Below are 14,740 nucleotides of genomic sequence, written 5' to 3'. Positions count from 1 at the left end.
TCCGCTGTCCGGCCCGGACAGAACCGCCCCGAGATGCGTGGACACCACCAGGCGGGACCCCTCTCCTTTGTGGAGGTTCTACAAAGGGCCGCATACACCCGGCCTAGATGTTGAAATTTGAACGGAATAGGTCTAGCGTCGTTCTCGTTGAAAGTTCAACCAACATCGGACACGACAGCACCAAGGAGCACACCATGGGTCTCTTCAACCGCCGCAGCCAGGACGCCGCCACCAGCACCGTCGCCACCCTCGACGTGGACCCGGCCCTCGCGGCCCTCACCGGCGACTACGTGATCGACGCCGCGCACAGCAGCATCGGCTTCACGGTCCGCCACGCGATGGTGACCAACGTCCGCGGCAGCTTCTCCGACTACTCCGGCAGCCTGCAGCTCGACGGCAGCGACCCGACCCGCTCGGCCGCCTCCATCGAGGTGAAGATCGCCTCCGTGGACACCGGCATCGCCGACCGCGACGGCCACCTGCGCAGCGGTGACTTCTTCGACGCCGAGGCCTTCCCGCTGATGACCTTCCGCTCCACCCAGGCGGCCCAGCTCGGCGGCGACGCGTACCGCATCACCGGCGAGCTGACGATCAAGGACGTCACCCGGCCGCTCTCCATCGACCTGGAGTTCAACGGTTCGGCCACCGACGTCTACGGCAACGAGCGCGTCGGATTCGAGGGCTCCGCCGAGATCCTGCGCTCCGACTGGGGCCTGACCTGGAACGCCGCGCTGGAGGCCGGCGGCGTCATGGTCAGCGACAAGGTGAAGCTGACCTTCGACATCTCGGCCATCAAGCAGGCCTGAACCGCCTGACGCCGCCGGGTCCCGGGGGGCGGCCGCTAGAAGCCGCCCCCGCCGTCGAACCCGCCGCCGCCGTCGAATCCACCGCCGCCGCCGAAGTCCCCTCCCCCGAAGTCGGAGGAGTTGAAGTCGGCGCCGGAGAAGTCCCCGCCGTCGTAGCCGCCCATGTCGGAGGCGTAGGCGGGGCTCGACATCATCGAACCGAGCATCGTGCCCACGAGCAGGCCGGGCAGGATGCCGCCGCCGAAGTATCCGCCCGCCCAGGGCCCGTACGCCGGGCCCGCGTCGTAGTACGGGCGCGGCCCGTACTCGGTGTCGACCGTACGGACCATCGGGTCCTTGCCCTCGCCCAGCCGGACGGCGTCCGCCGCGCACACCGGGACGGTACGCGCCGCCCCGCCGGCCGGCGACCACTCGGCGTCCTGGGTGCTCGGCCCGTGCCGCGGGTCGAAGAAGCAGGGGGAACGGCGCTCCGGCAGCGGCCGGCCCTGACGGCGGGCATCGAGGCTGGCCAGCGCGAACCGGCCGTCCTCCAGGGCCTGGGTGACGCCCTTGACCTCTTCGGGGTGCTGCACCGAGGCCATGATGTCCTTGGCCTTCTCGTACGAGTCGAGGCCCTGTTCGTAATCCGCCCGCATGGCGTCGTCCGCTCCGGGCTCGCCGGGGTGGAAGTCCAGCCGGTCGAGCTCCTCGCCGAAGGCCGTGATGTCCTCGTCCACGACCACGCGCAGCTTCTCGATGGCCTCGCGCTCCGCCTCTTCCTTCTTCTTGCGATTGCGACGCACCAGCGCGTACGCACCGCCGCCCCCGATCACGGCCAGCGCGCCGAGCGCGACCAGGCCGCCGACCGGGGCCCCGCCGTCCGCTCCGGTGTCGCCCCAGGAGGCCGGCGCCCTGCCCTTGGCCTGCGCCAGCGCCTGGTCGACGAAGTTGTTGAGTTCGGTGCCCGCGTCCACGGGCCCGCCGGCCTTCACGGCGTCCGTGAGGTTGCGGACGGCGTTGGGGGGCATGACCGCCCGGTCGGCGCCCGCGTTGAAGCCGTCGCCGAGCCGGATCGCGTAGAGCCCGGTGATGCCGGTCTCGGCCCGGACCGTACGCAGCACGCTGTCGGCGGGGAACTCGGAGCCGGCCGGGAGCACGGCGACGAACACCGGCTTCCCGGCGTCCTTGATCTTCTTCGCGAGCGCGTCCGCCTGGGCCTTCGGCAGCTGCGCCTCGGCGCGCGGGTCCACGTAGACCGGGCCCTGCTTGAGGGCCTCCGCCACGGCGGCGGGTCCGGTGGCCGCCGATGCCTGCGGGGCGACCACGAGGGCGGTCGCGGACAGGGCCAGCAGCAGAGCGGCCAGCAGCCGACCGGGACGTACGGATATCAGCCTGGTCCTCATATCCCCGACGCTACCGGAACCGCCACTTTCCTGTGTGAGCTGGACATAAACCCCCGCCGCCCCCGCCGCGAGGGCAGGGGCGGCGGGGCCGGCGTTGCTATTCGGCGGGTTCGACGCCCGCGTGCAGGAGGCCGTAGGTGAACGCGTCCTCCAGGGCCTGCCAGGACGCGGCGATCACGTTCTGGGCGACGCCCACCGTGGACCACTCGCGGATGCCGTCCGTCGTGGCGATCAGGACGCGGGTCGTGGACTCCGTGCCGTGCTTGCCCTCCAGGATGCGGACCTTGTAGTCGACCAGCTCGAACTTGGCCAGCTGGGGGTAGAAGCGCTCCAGGGCCACCCGCAGCGCCCGGTCCAGGGCGTTGACCGGGCCGTTGCCCTCCGCCGTGGCGACGATCCGCTCGCCCTTGGCCCACAGCTTGACCGTGGCCTCGTTGGCGTGGGTGCCGTCGGGGCGGTCCTCGACGATGGCCCGCCAGGACTCCGTACGGAAGTACTTGCGGGCGCGGCCCTCGACCTCGGCGCGCAGCAGCAGCTCGAAGGAGGCGTCGGCGGCCTCGTACGTGTAGCCCGAGAGCTCCCGCTCCTTGACCCGCTCGACGACCCGGGAGACCAGGGCGCGGTCCCCGCCGAGGTCGACGCCGAGCTCCTTGCCCTTGAGCTCGATGGAGGCGCGGCCGGCCATGTCGGAGACCAGCATCCGCATGGTGTTGCCGACCCGCTCGGGGTCGATGTGCTGGTAGAGGTCCGGGTCGACCTTGATGGCCGAGGCGTGCAGGCCCGCCTTGTGCGCGAAGGCCGAGACGCCGACGTACGGCTGGTGGGTGGAGGGCGTCAGGTTGACGACCTCGGCGATGGCGTGCGAGATGCGGGTCATCTCGGCGAGCGCGCCCTCCGGGAGGACGCGCCGCCCGTACTTGATCTCCAGCGCGGCGACGACCGGGAAGAGGTTGGCGTTGCCGACGCGCTCGCCGTAGCCGTTCGCGGTGCACTGGACGTGCGTGGCGCCCGCGTCGACGGCGGCCAGGGTGTTGGCGACGGCGCAGCCGGTGTCGTCCTGGGCGTGGATGCCCAGGCGGGCGCCGGTGTCGGCGAGGACGGTCGCGACGACCGCGGTCACCTGGGCGGGCAGCATGCCGCCGTTGGTGTCGCAGAGGATGACCACGTCGGCGCCGGCCTCGTGGGCGGCGCGCACGACCGACTTCGCGTACTCGGCGTTGGCCCGGTAGCCGTCGAAGAAGTGCTCGCAGTCGACGAAGACGCGGCGGCCTTGGGCGACCAGGTGGGAGACGGTGTCGCGGACCATCTCCAGGTTCTCTTCGAGCGTGGTGCGCAGGGCGAGCTCCACGTGCCGGTCGTGGGACTTGGCGACCAGGGTGATCACCGGGGCACCCGACGCCAGCAGGGCCCGGACCTGCGGGTCCTCGGCGGCCGAACCGCCCGCCCGCCGGGTCGCGCCGAAGGCGACCAGTTTGGCGTGCTTGAAGTCGATCTCGGCACGGGCGCGGGCGAAGAACTCGGTGTCGCGGGGGTTGGCGCCCGGCCAGCCGCCCTCGATGAAGCCCACTCCGAAGTCGTCCAGGTGCCGGGCGATCGCCAGCTTGTCGGCGACGGTGAGGTTGATGCCCTCACGCTGGGCGCCGTCCCGCAGGGTGGTGTCGAAGACGTGGAAGCTGTCCGTGTCGTCGGCGGGGTCCTGCGCCGCCGGCCCTGTCGCCTCTGTCGTCGTCATGCTGATCTGACTCCTGTCGGATGAGTGGTTCCGGACGCCCGCCCCGGGGCAGGCCGCCTCCACTGCCCCCATCATCGCGCGCGGCCCGCTCCCGGCAGGAATGGAGCCGGGAAACGAAAAGACCCCTCGCGGGTGCGAGAGGTCTGCGCGCGGGTCTGGGGCACTGGGGCCGCTTCCGCGGAGTTCTTCCACGGTTCAGCGGCCCCTGCGGACCGGCGCGCTGCTGTCCATAATCATGAGGTGAGCAGGCACGTCCGCAGTGTGTCACACCGTCTCACCGCAAGAGCAGCGCGTCTCACGATACGAGAGCCTCGTCAAGGAATTCCGAGACGTGGGCCAGGATGTCCGCCCGCTCCATCCCGGGCAGGCCGACGGCGACCTGGATGCTGAACCCGTCGAGCAGGGCCCGCAGCCGGGCGCCGAAGCGGTCCGGGTCCACGGTCCGGAACTCCCCGCGCGAGATGCCCTCGGCGAGCAGGGCCACCAGGTCGCGGTGCCAGGCGCCCTCGATGGCGGCCTGGCGCTCGCGTTCCCGCGGGCCGGCGTTCTGCGAGCGGTTCCAGACCTCCAGCCACAGCGTCCAGTGCGGATCCCGGGCCTCCTCGGGCACGTACAGGTCCACGTACGCCTGGAGCCGCTCGCGCGCCGGGCCGCGGCGGGCCAGCAGGGCCCGGCGCCTGGCGCCCAGGGCCGCCTCGCTCCACTCCAGCGTCTGCAGCAGGAGCTCGTCCTTGCTGCCGAAGTAGTAGAGGAGGTGGCCGCTGCTCATGCCGACCTGGCGGCCCAGCCCGGCCATGGTCAGCCCCTCCAGGCCGCGCTCGGCGATCGTGGCCATGGCGGCGACGAGTACGTCCTCGCGCGGCGGCGCGTTCTTCCGTACCGCGCGCACTCCACCCGCCGCCATGGGCCACTCCTTCGTCGATCCGCCGCAGGTCAGACCTTCGGCTGCTGCTGGGTGATGCAGTGGATACCGCCACCCCCGGCGAAAATCGTACGTGCGTCAACCAGCGTCACGGTCCGCTCGGGGAACAGGTCGCGGAAGATCTCGGCGGCCTCCTCGTCGCGCGGGTCGTCGAACGAGCACAGCACCACGCCGCCGTTGCACAGGTAGTGGTTGATGTAGGAGTAGTCCACCCACTCCCCGCCCTCCTCCAGCACGGTCGGCGCCGGGATCTCCACGACCTCCAGCCGCCGTCCCCGCGCATCGGTGGAGGAGCGCAGGATGGCGGCGATGGTCTTGCAGCGCTCGTGGTCCGGGTGGGCCGGGTCGGGCTGGGTGTGGACCATCACCAGGCCGGGGCGGGCGAAGGCGGCGACGATGTCCACGTGGCCCTGGGTGCCGTAGGTTCCGTAGTCGCCGGCCAGGCCGTAGGGGAGCCAGATGGCCTTGGTGGTGCCGAGGTGGGCGTGGATCTCCTCCTCGACCTGCTGGCGGGTCCACTCGGGGTTGCGCCCGGCACCCAGCTGCACGGTGTCGGTGAGGAGCACGGTGCCCTCGCCGTCGACGTGGATCGCGCCGCCCTCGTTGACCAGCCGGGTGCTGAACGTACGGGTGCCGGCGAGGTCCGAGACGTGCCGGGCGATCTTGGAGTCGTGCTCCCAGCGGGCCCACTCCTGAGCGCCCCAGCCGTTGAAGGTCCAGTCCACGGCGGCCAGCTCGCCGGCCTCGTTCGTGACGAAGGTCGGGCCGATGTCGCGCATCCAGGCGTCGTCGAGCTCCCGCTCCACCAGCTGTACGTCGTCGCCGACGTGTGCGCGCGCGTTCTCGGCGTCACCGGGCGAGACGACCAGGGTCACGGGCTCGTACGTGCGCACCGCGCGGGCGACGGCGCCCCAGGCCTCGCGGGCCTCGGCGAGCTCCTGTTCATTGGTGAAGGTCGGGTTGGGGCTCGGCCAGGCCATCCAGGTGCGCTCGTGGGGCGTCCACTCGGCGGGCATCCGGAAGCCGTGGTCCGTGGGCTTTGCAGTCATGGCAGGGGTCCTTAGAGGCTGTGCGACGTACGGGCCGTGCTGATGTGCGGGCGGTGCCGCATCACAGGAAGTACAGGCGGTTGAGGGAGACCGATTCGGCCGCTTCCGAGCGCAGCGGGTCTCCGTCGAGGGTGACGAGACCGCTGCGCGCGTCCACATCGACCGCGCCCACCCGGGAGTTGAGGAGGAGGTTCCCGGGGCCGATGCCGCGGGTGCCGCGGACGGCGACGCGGCGGCGGCGGGTCGGCATCTCGTCGCTGCCGAGGGCGGCCGCGGCGGACGAGACGAAGGCGACGGAGATGTCGGCGGCGGTGGCACCGTACGAGCCGAACTGCGGTCCGAGGACCAGGGGTTCGCAGGTGTCGGTGGCCGCGTTGGGGTCGCCGGTGACCCCGTAGGCGGGGAAGCCCGACTTGAGGACCAGCTGGGGCTTGGCGCCGAAGAACTGAGGGCGCCACAGCACGATGTCGGCGAGCTTGCCGACCTCGATGGAGCCGATCTCGTGGGCCAGGCCGTGGGCGATGGCCGGGTTGATGGTCAGCTTGGCCATGTAGCGCAGGACGCGGGCGTTGTCGTCGCCCTCGCCGTCGCCTTCGAGCGGGCCGAGCTCGCCCTTCATCTTGGCAGCCATGGCGAAGGTGCGGCGGATGGTCTCGCCGGCGCGGCCCATGCCCTGGGCGTCGGAGGAGGTGATGCCGATGGCGCCCAGGTCGTGCAATACGTCCTCGGCGCCCATGGTGCCCGCGCGGATGCGGTCGCGGGCCATGGCGGCGTCGCCGGGGAGGTCCGGCTTGAGGTCGTGGACGGAGACGATCATGCCGTAGTGCTCGGCGACCGCGTCCCGGCCGAAGGGCAGGGTGGGGTTGGTGGAGGAGCCGATGACGTTCGGCACGCCGGCCATCTTGAGCACGTTGGGGACGTGTCCGCCGCCGCAGCCCTCGATGTGGAAGGCGTGGATGGTGCGCCCGTCCAGGACGCGCAGGGTGTCCTCGACCGACAGGCACTCGTTGAGGCCGTCGCTGTGCAGGGCGACCTGGACGTCGTGCTCCTCGGCGACCCGCAGGGCGGTGTCCAGGGCGCGGGTGTGCGCGCCCATGTCCTCGTGGACCTTGAAACCGGAGGCGCCGCCCTCGGCCAGGGCCTCGATCAGCGGGGCCGGGTCGGAGGAGGAGCCGCGGGCCAGGAAGCCGATGTTGACGGGCCAGGCGTCGAAGGCGTTGAACGCGTGCTTCAGCGCCCAGGGCGAGTTGACGCCGACGCCCCAGACCGGGCCGAACTCCTGGCCGATGATCGTGGTGACGCCCGCGGCGAGCGAGGCCTCCATGACCCGCGGGGACAGCAGGTGCACATGGGTGTCGACGGCGCCGGCGGTGGCGATCAGGCCCTCGCCGGACACGATGCTCGTGCCGGTGCCGACCACGACGTCCACCCCGTCGAGGGTGTCCGGGTTGCCGGCCCGGCCGATCGCGTGGATGCGGCCCTCGCGGATGCCGATCGAGACCTTGCGGATGCCGAGGACGGCGTCGATGACCAGGACGTTGCTGATCACGACGTCGCAGGTCTCGCGGACGGCGGCGGCCTTGAGGTGCAGGCCGTCGCGGGCGGTCTTGCCGAAGCCGGCCAGGAACTCGTCGCCGGGCTTCTGGGCGTCGTGCTCGACCCGGACGGTGAGCCCGGAGTCGCCGAGCCGGACCCGGTCGCCGGCGCGGGGGCCGAAGACGGAGGCGTACTCGTGGGGGTCGATGTGCCGGCTGCCCGGCGCACAGTGGTCGCTGTGCCTGGTCTGCTTGCTCACGCCTGCTCTCCGTCTGCCGAGTCGTTCGCCGGGGCGCCGGGTCCCGTACCCAGGTAGCCGCAGGCCGCGGCGCGGCGCAGGGCCTCGTCCTTGGCCCCGGGGGCGTCCAGGGGCCCGTCGACCAGTCCGGCGAAGCCGATCGCGACGCGGTCGCCGCCGATGGGGACGAGGCCGACCTCGGCCCCGCCGTGCGGGTCGAACCGCACGGACGAGCCCGCGGGCACGCACAGCCGCATGCCGTAGGCCGCGGCGCGGTCGAAGTCGAGGCGGGGGTTGGCCTCGAAGAAGTGGAAGTGGGAGGTGACGCTCACCGGCACGGAGGCCGTGTTGCGCACGTGCAGGTACAGCGCCGGCTCCGGCTGGGGGGCGCCGGGGCCGGGTACGACCGCTCCCGGGGCGTCCTCGCCGAGCGTCACCGCGCCGCGGATCGGGGCCGAGACCACCGCGAGGCGGGAGCCGTCGTCGAAGACGGCCTCCACGTGCACCTCGGTGACCACGTCGGCGACGCCCGGCAGCACGTCGGCCGGGCCCAGCACGCTGCGGGCCTCCTCGATGGCCTCCGCGAGCCGCTTGCCGTCGCGCGCGGCCTCGCAGACCGTGTCCGCGATGAGCGCGGTGGCCTCCGGGACGTTGAGCTTGAGGCCGCGGGCCCTGCGGGCCCTGGCCAGTTCCGCGGCGCTGCGCAGCAGCAGCCGGTCGCGCTCCGTAGGGGTCAGCCGCACGCCGATCCACCACCTTTTGAGTCGATGGGTTAGAGCATCACTCTAACTCTTCATTTCTCGGCAATGAAGCATTGACCTGGGACCAGGGGTTAGGTCACATTGAGTGTCGCTCAAACACATGCGAACCACCCCCCGCCCTGCCAAGGGAGTCCCCCCATGCCCATCGAACAGCGCGGAGTCGACACCATCCCCGAGGAGGAGCGGACGAGCGGTCCCCGTGACCTGATCTCGATCCTGCTCGGCTCCAATCTCTGCCTCGGCGTGATCGTGTTCGGCTGGCTGCCCCCGTCCTTCGGGCTGGGTCTGTGGCCCTCGGTCACCGCCATCGTGACCGGCACGCTCGTCGGCATCGCCTTCACCGCGCCGCTGGCGCTGGTATCCCTGCGCACGGCGACCAACCTCTCCACCTCCAGCGGCGCCCAGTTCGGCGTCCGCGGCCGGCTCGTCGGCTCGGTCGTCGGCCTCCTGCTCTCCCTCGGCTACACCGCCCTCACCCTGTGGATCGGCGGCGACGTCATGGTCGGCGTCCTGTCCCGGCTCACCGGACTGCCGGACACCGGCCTGTCGCGGGCCGTGATGTACGGGGTGCTGGCCGCCTGTACCGTCGTCGGGGCCGTCTTCGGCTACCGGCTGCTGCTGCGCATGAGCAAGGTGCTCTCCGTCGGCATGGTGATCCTGCTCGCCGTCGGCCTCTGGGCCTACGCCCCCGACTTCACCACCGCCGCCCCGCCGCAGACCCCGTACCTGCTCGGCTCCTTCTGGCCGACCTGGCTGCTCGCCGCCGTCGCCGCCGGGCTCAGCGGGCCCGTCGCCTTCATCACCCTGCTCGGCGACTACACCCGCTACATCTCCCCCCGCGAGCACGGCTCCCGCAAGGTGTTCTGGTCCACGGCCCTCGGCCTGCTGATCGGCCTCCTGATCCCGCAGCTGTTCGGCACCTACACCGCGCTCGCCGCCAAGGCCGGGACCGACTACGCCGGGCCCCTCGTGGACGCCGCGCCGTTCTGGTACCTGCTGCCGTTGCTCGCCGCCGCCGCGGCCGGCTCGGTGGGCAACGCCGGGCTGATGCTCTACTCCATGGGCCTCGACCTCGACGCCATCGTGCCCAAGGCGACGCGCGCCAAGGCCACGCTGGTCGCCGCCGCCGTGGCCACCGCTTTCGTCTTCGTCGGCTCCTTCGAGTGGGACGTGCAGTCCGCGATGACCTCGTTCGTCCTGCTCCTGACCGCGATCGGCACCCCGTGGGCCGTGATCACCCTCATCGGCCACGTGCGCTGCCGCGGGCAGTACGACGCCGACGCGCTCCAGGTCTTCAACCGCCGCTCGGTGGGCGGGATCTACTGGTACCGCGCAGGATGGAACGTGGCCGCCACCGCCTCCTGGGCCGTGGGCGCCGGAGTCGGCCTGCTCGCCGTGACCACCCCCTTCTACGAGGGCCCGCTGCTCGCCCTGACCGGCGGAGTGGACTGCTCCTTCGTCCTGTCCGGCCTGGTCGGCGGCCTGGTCTACACGGCCCTGACGCTGCGGACCGCGAGCACGGGCGCGGGCGCGGCCGCGCCCGCCGGCGACGCCGCGGGCAAGGTGGCGGTCTCCGTCGACTGACGGCGGCCACCGGGGACCGGTGCACGGCGCGGGCCCCGGGGGGACGTCCCCCCGGGGCCCGCGCGGCCGTCGCCGCCGCCCGCTAGCGGCAGTTGTTCGCGGTCGTCGCCTGGTTGGCCGCGGTGTCCAGCGCCTGGATCTGCGGCTGGAGCTGGGTGATCGCGTCCTTGCCCGTGGTGTCGCCGGGCAGGTTTTCGTAGGCCTTCTTCAGGTCCTCCGCGGCCGACGTCACGGCCTCCTTCTCGGCGGACTTCAGGGCCGAGGTGCTCTCCTTGACCTTTTTCCAGTCGCTCTGGACCGCGTCGTAGGCCGACTTCAGCTGGTCCTTGGTGGCCGTGGCCGGATTCAGCGCCTTGAGCGCGGCGTTGTCCGACTTCAACTGGACCAGGTTGGTGCACAGCGCGGCGCTGGCCGACGAGGCTGCCTCCTGCGGCGTCGCGTTGTCGTCGCTGGAGCACGCCGAGGCGCCGAGTACCGCGGCCGCGCAGAGCAGGCCGGAGGCAACGAACCGCTTCATGGGGATCCGCCTTCCCGTCGGCCCGGACGGCCGACGCACGTGAGATTCACCCCGGTGGGGGCGCGCCGTGCCGCTCGGAGCCGGTGTCCGGCGCCGCATCGGCAGGCGCGATCAACGTCGCACGCCGGTCCGTGCAGCGCATCTCCGTACGGGCCGGACCTGCGCGCCGGCACCGGGGGCGGGCGGGGCCCCGAGGCCCGCGCGCCCTGCCTTCGGAGGGCCGCCGCGCCGGAGGCGGGCGACGGTGCGGAGCACTCCCGGCGTACCCCCGTACGGGTGGCACGAACACGGGTGCGGCGCCTGCCCCCGGGGTCCGGCGGACGGGCCCGGACGCACGAGAGGCCCCGGCCTCCCGGCCGGGACCTCGTCGTGAGCGGCTCTGCGCGGACTAGCCCAGCGGGTGCATCCAGCCGTGGGTGTCGGCGGTGCGGCCGGTCTGGAGCTCCAGGAGCGCCTTGCGGAGCTTCATGGTGACCTCGCCGGGCTCGCCGGTGCCCTGGGTCCAGTTGGCGCGCTCGGACTTGACCGAGCCGACCGGGGTGATGACCGCGGCGGTGCCGCAGGCGAACACCTCGGTCAGGGTGCCGTTCTCGTTGTCCCGCTTCCAGTCCTCGGTGGAGATACGTCCCTCCTCGGCGGTGTAGCCGAGGTCGCGGGCGATGGTGAGGAGGGAGTCGCGGGTGATGCCCGGCAGGAGCGAGCCGGTGAGCTCCGGGGTGACGATGCGGTCGCCGTACACGAAGTACAGGTTCATGCCGCCCATCTCCTCGATCCAGCGGTGCTCGACGGCGTCGAGCCAGACCACCTGGTCGCAGCCGTGCGAGGCGGCCTGGGCCTGGGCGACGAGGGAGGCCGCGTAGTTGCCGCCGGTCTTGGCGGCGCCGGTGCCGCCCTTGACGGCGCGGACGTACTCCTCGGAGAGCCAGACGGAGACAGGCTTGACGCCGCCGGGGAAGTACGCGCCGGCGGGCGAGGCGATGACCATGAACAGGAACTCGTTGGCCGGTCGGACGCCGAGGCCGACCTCGGACGCGAACATGAACGGCCGCAGGTACAGGGAGGCCTCGCCGGAAGAGGGCACCCAGGCGCTGTCCTGCTTGATGAGCGCGTCGCAGGCCTCGATGAAGAGGTCGGCCGGCAGCTCCGGCATCGCCATGCGGCGGGCGGAGGCCTGGAAGCGCTCCGCGTTGGCCCGCGGGCGGAACGAGGCGACGGTGCCGTCGGGCTGGCGGTAGGCCTTGAGGCCCTCGAAGATCGTCTGCGCGTAGTGCAGGGTCATGTTCGCCGGGTCGATCGACAGCGGCGCGTACGGGACCAGCTCGGCGTCGTGCCAGCCGCGCCCCTCGGTCCACTTGATCGTCACCATGTGGTCGGTGAAGTGGCGGCCGAAGCCGGGGCTGGCCAGGATCGCCTCGCGCTCCGCATCGGACAGCGGGTTCGAGGAGGGCTTGAGCTCGATCGTGGGCGTCGTCATGAGTGCTTGTCCTTCACCGGTTTCGTAGGGCGGACCGCGCTCACGGCGTACCAGGACGTCCGAGCTTCCCCGCATTCCGCGGTCTCGCGTTCGATTATCGCGCGCGAGGTGCCTTCGGAGAAGCGGGGTGAAGCGGAGTGAATGCGGCCCAGGGGAGATGGTGGCACCCGGGGCCGCACAGGAAAAGCCGCCGGGTGCGTCGTGCGCGCGACCCGGCGGCTTCCTGAGGTGGAGCTGCCGGGTCAGCCGGCTACTCGGGCGGCGAGCGCGTCGCCGATCCGATCGGTGCTGCGGAAGGTCCCGTCGCGCTCCGCGAGGTCGGCGGAGACGGCGTCCTCGATGCGGACGGCCTGGGCCTCGTAGCCGAGGTGGCGCAGCAGGAGGGCGACGGAGAGGATCGTCGCGGTCGGGTCGGCCTTGCCGGTGCCGGCGATGTCCGGGGCCGAGCCGTGGACCGGCTCGAACATGGACGGGAAGGTGCCGGTGGGGTTGATGTTCCCGGAGGCGGCGAGGCCGATTCCGCCGGTCACGGCGGCGGCCAGGTCGGTGAGGATGTCACCGAAGAGGTTGTCCGTGACGATGACGTCGAAGCGCTCGGGCTGCGTGACGAAAAAGATCGTCGCGGCGTCGACGTGCAGGTAGTCGGTGGTGACCTCGGGGTACTCCTGGCCGACCCGGTCGAAGATGTTCTTCCACATGTGGCCCGCGTACACGAGGACGTTGTTCTTGTGGACCAGCGTCAGCTTCTTGCGCGGACGGGCGTTGGCCCGCTCGTACGCGTCGCGCACGACGCGCTCCACGCCGTACGCGGTGTTGATGCTGACCTCGGTGGCCACCTCGGCGGGAGTACCGGTGCGCAGGCTGCCGCCGTTGCCGGTGTACGGGCCCTCGGTGCCCTCGCGGACCACGACGAAGTCGATCTCCGGGCGGCCGGCGAGCGGGGTGGCCGTGTTGGGGAAGAGCTTCGACGGGCGCAGGTTGATGAAGTGGTCGAAGGCGAAGCGGAGCTTCAGCAGCAGGCCGCGCTCCAGCACCCCGGACGGGACCGACGGGTCGCCGATGGCACCCAGCAGGATCGCGTCGTGGTGCTTGAGCTCCTCCAGCTCCGCGTCCGGGAGGGTCTCACCGGTGCGGTGCCAGCGCTGCGCGCCGAGGTCGTACTCCTTGGTCTCCAGCTTCACATCCTGGGGCAGGACCGCGGTAAGGACCTTGAGGCCCTGAGCCACGACTTCCTGGCCGATGCCATCACCGGGGATCACTGCGAGATTGATGCTGGTCGACATGTCGGAACCGTACTCCCTGTCCCAGCCCTCAGACATCTTGCGTCCACCATGTGGACCAAGGGTGCAGGCGCAAGACGTCCGGGGCGCCGGGTTCCGTTCAGTGGCCGGTCGAGCCGCCGTTGTCCCGGCGGTCGAGGGCGCGCTGGAGGGCGGCCGCGGCGTTCTTGCGGTCGGCGTCGGCGGTGGAGGAGTGGCGGACGCGGCGGGCTGCGGTGGATGCGGTCATGGTGATCGACTCCTTGAGATCACGGCGTGGCGGGGCCACGGATGAGGGGTTCCTTCAAGGCGCCGGAAGAGGCGGGGAGCGGTGCGCGGCAGGGGTTGCCTGCCCGAGGGCGCGCGCTCTCGACCGCCATTCGCCGGATCGGCGAGACGTTCGGCTTCTACAAAGCTAGGGCAGCTCCGGTTGTATGTCTCCGCAATTAGTCGGGCTTCCTACTATCTGAGACGGACAGCGCCTCGAAAGGGCCCTCCACGAGCCTCCGATTCACGCCTTCTCGGAGCGAAGTTCCCTGATCAGAGCCCGTACGGCGAGAGTCGAGGCGGACTCCGGCGTGGTGACGTATCCCACGCGTCTCACCGGCCCCGAAGGGCCCAGTCCGGTGATGTCCACGGCGTCCGTGGCCTCGCGGAGCGACAGCTCGGGCAGGATCGCCATGCCGAGTCCGCGCCCGACCATCGTCAACACCATCCCGTCGTCCTCCGCCTTGACGGTGGCGCGCGGGATCCAGTCCTGGGCCCGCCACCAGTCACGGGTGTACGAGCCGCAGTTCTCGTCCCAGTCCAGCAGGGGCAGCGCCTTCGGGTCCGGGTGCCCGGCCGGGTGGACCAGGGAGTACGCCTCCTCCCGGAGCACCCCGGTCAGCAGGCCGGTCCCTCCCTGGTCCCGCGCCGCCGGTCCGGTCGCGTCCAGCGTCGCGATGCCGAGGTCGGCGCGGCCCGCGGCCACCTCTCCGGCCGTACCGGCGCCGAGCTCGCGCACCACCCGGACCTCGGGGCGGATGCCGGGGTGGCGGGCCGTGAGCCGCTCCAGGGCCGGGGGCAGCAGGTGCAGGGCCGCGCTGCGGAACGCCGCGACGCGCAGCACGCCCTCCGCCGCGTCCCGATCCGGCGCGGTCCGGCCGGCGCCGCGCGCCTCCGCGCCGAGGACCTCGTACAGCCGCAGGATCCGGCGGGCGAGGCCGACGGCCCGCTCCCCCGCCGGGGTGGGCGAGGCCCCGCCGCGCCCGCGCTCGAAGAGGACCGCGCCGACCTTGGCCTCGCTGCCGCGCACCGAGTGCGACACGGCCGACTGGGTGAGGCCGAGCCGGGCGGCCGCGGCGGTGAAGCCTCCCGTCTCGGCGACGGCGACCAGGATCCGGAGTTCGTGCGGGGCGAGCTCGCCCGCGCTTCCCGCCATGGGCGCTTCCACCTCGTTCTATGAGCAGTGTTCATGGATGTGCGGCTTCCATGAGCG

Annotated in this window: 13 protein-coding genes; 2 read left to right on the top strand and 11 right to left on the bottom strand. The window is 71.9% G+C overall.

Translation table 11 applies throughout. From position 1 onward, the window contains the following. Window positions 1–194: 194 nt before the first annotated feature. Window positions 195–806, top strand: a complete 612-nt coding sequence (locus ACIBAD_RS12825; protein WP_134070901.1) for a YceI family protein — start codon at window positions 195–197, stop codon at window positions 804–806. 35 nt (window positions 807–841) lie between these two features. On the opposite strand, the gene ACIBAD_RS12820 is transcribed toward ACIBAD_RS12825, so the two are convergent. The 6 genes from ACIBAD_RS12820 to ureA all read right to left on the bottom strand — a co-directional run bounded on the left by ACIBAD_RS12820 (window position 842) and on the right by ureA (window position 8,408). Further along, entirely contained in the window at window positions 842–2,188 is a 1,347-nt protein-coding gene (locus tag ACIBAD_RS12820; RefSeq protein WP_398906329.1) for a hypothetical protein, read from the bottom strand. 97 nt (window positions 2,189–2,285) lie between these two features. After that, on the bottom strand, window positions 2,286–3,920 hold the full coding sequence (cimA, locus tag ACIBAD_RS12815; RefSeq protein WP_398906327.1) for a citramalate synthase: 1,635 nt from the start codon (window positions 3,918–3,920) through the stop codon (window positions 2,286–2,288). A gap of 295 nt (window positions 3,921–4,215) precedes the next feature. After that, complete coding sequence (locus ACIBAD_RS12810; protein ID WP_134070905.1) at window positions 4,216–4,824, bottom strand: TetR/AcrR family transcriptional regulator; 609 nt, start codon at window positions 4,822–4,824, stop codon at window positions 4,216–4,218. A gap of 29 nt (window positions 4,825–4,853) precedes the next feature. Beyond that, a complete protein-coding gene (locus ACIBAD_RS12805; RefSeq protein ID WP_398906324.1) occupies window positions 4,854–5,891 on the bottom strand; it encodes an agmatine/peptidylarginine deiminase in 1,038 nt (345 codons plus the stop codon). A gap of 61 nt (window positions 5,892–5,952) precedes the next feature. Beyond that, on the bottom strand, window positions 5,953–7,635 hold the full coding sequence (locus ACIBAD_RS12800; protein ID WP_134074372.1) for an urease subunit alpha: 1,683 nt from the start codon (window positions 7,633–7,635) through the stop codon (window positions 5,953–5,955). 47 nt (window positions 7,636–7,682) lie between these two features. Next, window positions 7,683–8,408 (bottom strand): urease subunit gamma, encoded by a 726-nt coding sequence (gene ureA, locus ACIBAD_RS12795; RefSeq protein ID WP_398906322.1) that lies wholly within the window; start codon window positions 8,406–8,408, stop codon window positions 7,683–7,685. Window positions 8,409–8,564: 156 nt separating this feature from the next. Here ureA and ACIBAD_RS12790 point away from each other — a divergent pair, with 156 nt between their 5' ends. Continuing rightward, on the top strand, window positions 8,565–10,010 hold the full coding sequence (locus tag ACIBAD_RS12790; protein ID WP_398906320.1) for a cytosine permease: 1,446 nt from the start codon (window positions 8,565–8,567) through the stop codon (window positions 10,008–10,010). 82 nt (window positions 10,011–10,092) lie between these two features. On the opposite strand, the gene ACIBAD_RS12785 is transcribed toward ACIBAD_RS12790, so the two are convergent. The 5 genes from ACIBAD_RS12785 to ACIBAD_RS12765 form a co-directional block, all read right to left on the bottom strand. Next, the gene (locus tag ACIBAD_RS12785) at window positions 10,093–10,527 is read right to left on the bottom strand and encodes a hypothetical protein (RefSeq protein WP_134070909.1); all 435 of its coding nucleotides are present in this window, start codon (window positions 10,525–10,527) and stop codon (window positions 10,093–10,095) included. Between the two features lie 388 nt (window positions 10,528–10,915). Next, window positions 10,916–12,001, bottom strand: a complete 1,086-nt coding sequence (locus ACIBAD_RS12780) for a branched-chain amino acid aminotransferase (protein WP_134070911.1) — start codon at window positions 11,999–12,001, stop codon at window positions 10,916–10,918. Window positions 12,002–12,243: 242 nt separating this feature from the next. Further along, window positions 12,244–13,284: a 3-isopropylmalate dehydrogenase gene (locus ACIBAD_RS12775; RefSeq protein WP_134070913.1), complete on the bottom strand. Its 1,041-nt coding sequence runs from the start codon at window positions 13,282–13,284 to the stop codon at window positions 12,244–12,246. Between the two features lie 97 nt (window positions 13,285–13,381). Further along, the gene (locus tag ACIBAD_RS12770; RefSeq protein ID WP_266625109.1) at window positions 13,382–13,510 is read right to left on the bottom strand and encodes a hypothetical protein; all 129 of its coding nucleotides are present in this window, start codon (window positions 13,508–13,510) and stop codon (window positions 13,382–13,384) included. A gap of 261 nt (window positions 13,511–13,771) precedes the next feature. Continuing rightward, a complete protein-coding gene (locus ACIBAD_RS12765; RefSeq protein ID WP_134070915.1) occupies window positions 13,772–14,683 on the bottom strand; it encodes a LysR family transcriptional regulator in 912 nt (303 codons plus the stop codon). Window positions 14,684–14,740: the final 57 nt, after the last annotated feature.

The organism is Streptomyces sp. NPDC051109 (assembly GCF_044455885.1).
In the GTDB taxonomy this organism is placed as follows: domain Bacteria; phylum Actinomycetota; class Actinomycetes; order Streptomycetales; family Streptomycetaceae; genus Streptomyces.
Note: the sequence above shows the minus strand (reverse complement) of the source record. Positions and strands in the feature narration are given on the sequence as shown.

Bases quoted from the DNA above. Each gene is read 5' to 3' on its own strand.
- cimA (WP_398906327.1), bottom strand. From the start codon at position 3,920: ATGACGACGACAGAGGCGACAGGGCCGGCGGCGCAGGACCCCGCCGAC.
- ACIBAD_RS12820 (WP_398906329.1), bottom strand. From the start codon at position 2,188: ATGAGGACCAGGCTGATATCCGTACGTCCCGGTCGGCTGCTGGCCGCT.
- ACIBAD_RS12780 (WP_134070911.1), bottom strand. From the start codon at position 12,001: ATGACGACGCCCACGATCGAGCTCAAGCCCTCCTCGAACCCGCTGTCC.
- ACIBAD_RS12825 (WP_134070901.1), top strand. From the start codon at position 195: ATGGGTCTCTTCAACCGCCGCAGCCAGGACGCCGCCACCAGCACCGTC.
- ACIBAD_RS12810 (WP_134070905.1), bottom strand. From the start codon at position 4,824: ATGGCGGCGGGTGGAGTGCGCGCGGTACGGAAGAACGCGCCGCCGCGC.
- ACIBAD_RS12770 (WP_266625109.1), bottom strand. From the start codon at position 13,510: ATGACCGCATCCACCGCAGCCCGCCGCGTCCGCCACTCCTCCACCGCC.
- ACIBAD_RS12790 (WP_398906320.1), top strand. From the start codon at position 8,565: ATGCCCATCGAACAGCGCGGAGTCGACACCATCCCCGAGGAGGAGCGG.
- ACIBAD_RS12805 (WP_398906324.1), bottom strand. From the start codon at position 5,891: ATGACTGCAAAGCCCACGGACCACGGCTTCCGGATGCCCGCCGAGTGG.
- ACIBAD_RS12775 (WP_134070913.1), bottom strand. From the start codon at position 13,284: ATGTCGACCAGCATCAATCTCGCAGTGATCCCCGGTGATGGCATCGGC.
- ACIBAD_RS12765 (WP_134070915.1), bottom strand. From the start codon at position 14,683: ATGGCGGGAAGCGCGGGCGAGCTCGCCCCGCACGAACTCCGGATCCTG.
- ACIBAD_RS12785 (WP_134070909.1), bottom strand. From the start codon at position 10,527: ATGAAGCGGTTCGTTGCCTCCGGCCTGCTCTGCGCGGCCGCGGTACTC.